This window comes from Bradyrhizobium uaiense, assembly GCF_010811875.1.
In the GTDB taxonomy this organism is placed as follows: domain Bacteria; phylum Pseudomonadota; class Alphaproteobacteria; order Rhizobiales; family Xanthobacteraceae; genus Bradyrhizobium; species Bradyrhizobium uaiense.
Map to the genome: position 1 here is coordinate 1 of NZ_VKHP01000410.1, position 4,171 is coordinate 4,171.

A 4,171-nucleotide genomic window follows, 5' to 3' on the forward strand; every position below is an offset into this window, starting at 1 on the left:
TGGATCGCAAGCCGGACGTGAAGACGGTGGCGATCATCAATCCGGACTATGCGTTCGGCCATGACGCGGCCAAGATCTTCACCGCAGCGCTGAAGGCGTTGAAGCCGGACATCCAGATCGTCGCCGAACTCTATCCGAAGCTCGGCTCGCCGAACTACCAGACCGAGATTTCCCGCCTCACGACTGCGCGTCCGGACGTCGTCTTCTCCAACCTCTGGGGCGCCGACCTCGAGAATTTCGTCCGGCAGGCTACGCCGCGGGGGCTTTTCACCTCCAGTCAGGTGATCCTCGCGCTCGGCGAGACCGTCCTGCAGCGCGTGCCGTTGCCTGACGGGGTGATCGTCGGTGTTCTCGGCGACGGCTGGTGGATGTCGCCCGACGCCAAGGCCAATCCCGAGACGGTGAAGTTTGCCGAGGCATACAAGTCGCGCTTCGGCGAGTATCCGGTGTTCCCATCCATCAAGATGGCCAATACGCTGATCTATGTGAAAGCCGCCTACGAGGCCGCGATGCAGAAGAACGGCGGAAAGTGGCCGACGCGTGCCGAACTCGCGGACGCCATGAAGGGCAGCAAGGTCGCGACCTTGACCGGCATCGTGCAGACGCGTGCCGACAACGACGGTCTCGTCGACCAGATCGTCGGCGTCACCTTGAAGACATCGGCCCAGCCATTTCCCGTGATCGGCGACATGGTCCGCTACAAGGGCGATAGCCTGCTGCCGCAGGCCGGTCAGGATCCGCTGGCGTGGATTTCGACGCTAAAGCCCGAGTTTGCGAAGGGCCTTCCGAAGCCCGGGAGCTACAAGATAGGCGAACGATAGCGTCCAATCGAAACCGATCACGCAGGCGCAGCTCAATGTCGAATGCAATCATCCCCTTGCTGCTGGACAGCCTGGCCAGCGCCGCGTTGATCTTCTTCGCGGCGGTCGGCCTGACGCTGGTCTTCAGCGTCCTGCGCGTCCTCAACGTCGCTCACGGCAGCCTCTACTCGATCGGCGGCTATGTCGCCGCTTCGGTTTGCCTGTTCATCGCAAGTCGACAGCTCAACCCCTATTTGTCGTTCGTTGCGTTGCTGTTCAGTGCAGTTTTCGTGGCCGCGATACTTGGTCCACTGATCGAGCGTAGCCTGGTCCGCTGGACCTACGGCAAGTCCGAAGCGGTCCAGATCCTGATCACGTTCGGGCTGTTCCTGATCCTCGAGGATCTCCAGCGTCTCGTCTTCGGCGTGCAATCCCTGTACGAGGACTCGCCGATGCGGTTGCTCGGCACGTCGAGCATCGGTGGCGTCGTCTATCTGAACTACCAGATCCTGCTTGTCGCGATGGCGGTTCTCGTCGTCGTCGGCCTGCGGCTTTTGATCAACCACACGCGGCTTGGGCGCCTGATCACGGCCGTCGTGACTGACCGAGAAATGGCGCAGTCGATCGGCATCGATACCAACCGGATATTCATCCTGGCGTTCTCGCTCGGCGTGTTCCTTGCGGCGCTGGGAGGGGCTCTGGCGACGCCGACGTCGGGCATCGCGCCGGGGCTCGGAGCCGATACCATGGTTCTCGCCTTTGCGGTGGCGGCGATCGGCGGGCTCGGACAGATCGAGGGAGCTGCGGTGGCCTCGTTGATCGTTGGTTTCGCGCGCGTGCTCGCGATCTATCTCGTGCCCTCGCTGGATGCGGTTGCGCCCTATGCGGCGATGCTTGCCGTGCTTCTGATCCGCCCCTACGGCCTGTTCGGATCGGTCACGGCGCGGAGGATATGATGCGGATCATTCTGGCCGCTGCTGCGGTAGTTATGCTCGCTGCGCTGGCGTTCGCCGCGCCCTGGCTTCAATTCGTTCTGACGCTTGCGATCGCCAAGGGCTTTGCGGCGCTCGGTGTCGCAGTGTTGCTACGCGCCGGGTTGATCTCGATCGGCCATGCGATGTTCTTCGCAGCCAGCGCCTATGGCGCGGCCTTCCTTGCGCGCGCCGGCATCAACGATCTCGGGTTGCTCCTGATCCTCTCGGTACTGGTCTCTGCACTGATCGGCGCGATCGCCGGATCGTTCCTTGTCCGCTATCGCGCGATCTTCTTCGCGATGTTGAACCTCGCCGTCTCCATGGTGTTCTACGCGCTGTGCGCCAAACTCTACGGCGTCACCGGCGGAACGGACGGACTGCCGGTCCCGATTCCCGCGGTTTTCGGTACTGTGTTCGCTGAGCCGGTGTTCAAGAGCATCCTGTTCTATCTCAGTCTGACGCTGATGGTGCTCGTCGGTCTCGCCGTCCATCGGTATCTCGATAGTCCACTGGGGCATGCGCTGTCTGCTGTCCACAGCAACGAAATCCGGCTTGAATATCTGGGCATCCCGGTCTGGGCGGTTCTGCTGATCGCCTACACCATCTCCGCGGCGCTCGCGGGTCTTGGCGGGGCAATCGCCGGTTTTGCGATCGGCCGCGTGGTTCCTGACTTCGCATTCTGGACAGCATCAGGGCATCTCGTGCTGATCGCCGTGCTCGGTGGTATTGGCGGCGTGCCCGGAGCGTTCATCGGAGCGCTCTTCCTCGAATTGCTGCACAGCGCGGCCGTAACCGTGACGGATGCCTGGAATCTGTTCGTGGGCATCACGCTGATCGTCGTGATCATGTTCATGCCGCAGGGCATCTACGGATTGTTCGAGCGCAAGGAGGCTCAGAGCTCATGAGCCGTCCCATCCTGGAGGCCAAGAACCTCCGCGTCGCATTCAACGGGGTCAAAGCGGCCGACGGGGCAAGCATCGCAATCCACGATGGCGAGTTCCTCGCCATCATCGGTCCGAACGGATCGGGAAAGACGACGCTGCTCAACATCTGCACAGGCTATATTCGTCCAATTTCAGGCAGCGTTCTGCTCGACGGCAACGACATCACCCGGATGTCGCCGCGCGCTATTGCCCGACGCGGGGTCGCGCGCGCCTTCCAGATCCCGCAACTCTTCTCCGCGCAGCGCGTGATCGACAACATGATGCTGGCACTGGCCGCGAAAGACGGGCTGTGGAGCGCGATCCGGCCACTTGAAACAGCGGAACGGCGCGACGAGGCAAAGGCCTTGCTCGAGCTGGTCGGGCTCGACGGCGACGCCGATCGGATCAGCAGTACCCTGCCTGAAGGTCACCGCAAGCTTCTCGATATCGCGGTTGCCCTGGCGCTCAAGCCGCGGCTCCTTCTGCTGGATGAGCCGACCAGCGGTGTGAGTGCGCTGGAGCGCTTTCCACTGATGGAGGCGTTGATGAGCGCGCTGCGTCAGCGCCGTATCACAGCGCTTTTCGTCGAGCACGACATGGACGTGGTGGCACGCTATGCAAGCCGCGTCCTGGTGTGGAATGCCGGAAATATCATGGCCGAAGGGCGGCCCGACGAGGTGTTTGGCAACGCGCAAGTCCGCGAGCGCGTCGTGGGAGTGGCCTGATGCTCAACGTCGACAAGGTCAGCGTCTCGATCGAAGGCGTGCGTGTGCTACGCAAGATCAGCTGCGACATCGTCGCGCGAAAGACGACGGTGTTGATTGGCCGCAATGGTGCCGGCAAGACAACGACGCTTCGCGCGATCATGGGGCTCATCCCGCGCGACGAGGGCTCGATCCGCCTCGATTCCGACGATCTCGGCAGCATGCCGGCCCATACCCGCGCGCGGGCCGGCATAGGGTACGCCCCGGAAGATCGCCGACTGATACCGGAGCTGAGCGTCGAGGAGAACATCCGTCTTCCGGCCCTGGCGCTCAACCTCGACAAGGCGGAAATTGCTCGCAGGCTGGACGAAATCTATATGCTGCTGCCCGAACTGCATGTGATGCGGTCCCGGCCCGCCGGCGGTGTTTCTGGCGGGCAAGGCAAGATGGTTGCGCTGGGCCGTGCGCTGACGGTGGCACGCAAGGTCCTGTTGCTCGATGAACCGTTCCAGGGCCTGGCGCCGGCCCTCGCGCTCGAATATGCGCGAACGCTCGGCGAACTGCGCAGGCACCGGCCCGAACTCGCCTTGCTGATCACGGAATCCTCGCCGGTTCTGCTCGACCGCGTCGCCGATCGCACATTGCAGATCGAGCGTGGCGAGATTCTTGTTCCGTCTACCAAGGATGACAAAGCCCATGTTCATGAAGTTTGACCGCATCGCGAAGGATCGCACCGATCGCGTCGGCGTCGAAATCAAATCGCTTGTGAT

5 protein-coding genes are annotated in these 4,171 nt (G+C 62.7%); all 5 read left to right on the forward strand.

What is annotated here, in order from left to right; genetic code table 11:
* Positions 1 to 821, forward strand: an 821-nt coding sequence (locus FNJ47_RS44845) for an ABC transporter substrate-binding protein (RefSeq protein WP_163163027.1), incomplete at its 5' end; no start/stop codon positions are given.
* Positions 822 to 856: 35 nt separating this feature from the next.
* Complete coding sequence (locus tag FNJ47_RS44850; RefSeq protein WP_163163029.1) at positions 857 to 1,756, forward strand: branched-chain amino acid ABC transporter permease; 900 nt, start codon at positions 857 to 859, stop codon at positions 1,754 to 1,756.
* Positions 1,756 to 2,679, forward strand: coding sequence for a branched-chain amino acid ABC transporter permease (locus tag FNJ47_RS44855; protein ID WP_163163031.1), 924 nt, complete (start codon positions 1,756 to 1,758; stop codon positions 2,677 to 2,679). The genes FNJ47_RS44850 and FNJ47_RS44855 overlap by 1 nt, the downstream gene beginning before the upstream one ends.
* Positions 2,676 to 3,422, forward strand: coding sequence for an ABC transporter ATP-binding protein (locus FNJ47_RS44860; protein ID WP_163163033.1), 747 nt, complete (start codon positions 2,676 to 2,678; stop codon positions 3,420 to 3,422). The genes FNJ47_RS44855 and FNJ47_RS44860 overlap by 4 nt, the downstream gene beginning before the upstream one ends.
* Positions 3,422 to 4,114, forward strand: a complete 693-nt coding sequence (locus FNJ47_RS44865) for an ABC transporter ATP-binding protein (RefSeq protein WP_163163035.1) — start codon at positions 3,422 to 3,424, stop codon at positions 4,112 to 4,114. The genes FNJ47_RS44860 and FNJ47_RS44865 overlap by 1 nt, the downstream gene beginning before the upstream one ends.
* The last annotated feature ends 57 nt before the right edge of the window (positions 4,115 to 4,171 follow it).

Bases quoted from the DNA above. Each gene is read 5' to 3' on its own strand.
- FNJ47_RS44850 (WP_163163029.1), top strand. From the start codon at position 857: ATGTCGAATGCAATCATCCCCTTGCTGCTGGACAGCCTGGCCAGCGCC.
- FNJ47_RS44855 (WP_163163031.1), top strand. From the start codon at position 1,756: ATGCGGATCATTCTGGCCGCTGCTGCGGTAGTTATGCTCGCTGCGCTG.
- FNJ47_RS44860 (WP_163163033.1), top strand. From the start codon at position 2,676: ATGAGCCGTCCCATCCTGGAGGCCAAGAACCTCCGCGTCGCATTCAAC.
- FNJ47_RS44865 (WP_163163035.1), top strand. From the start codon at position 3,422: ATGCTCAACGTCGACAAGGTCAGCGTCTCGATCGAAGGCGTGCGTGTG.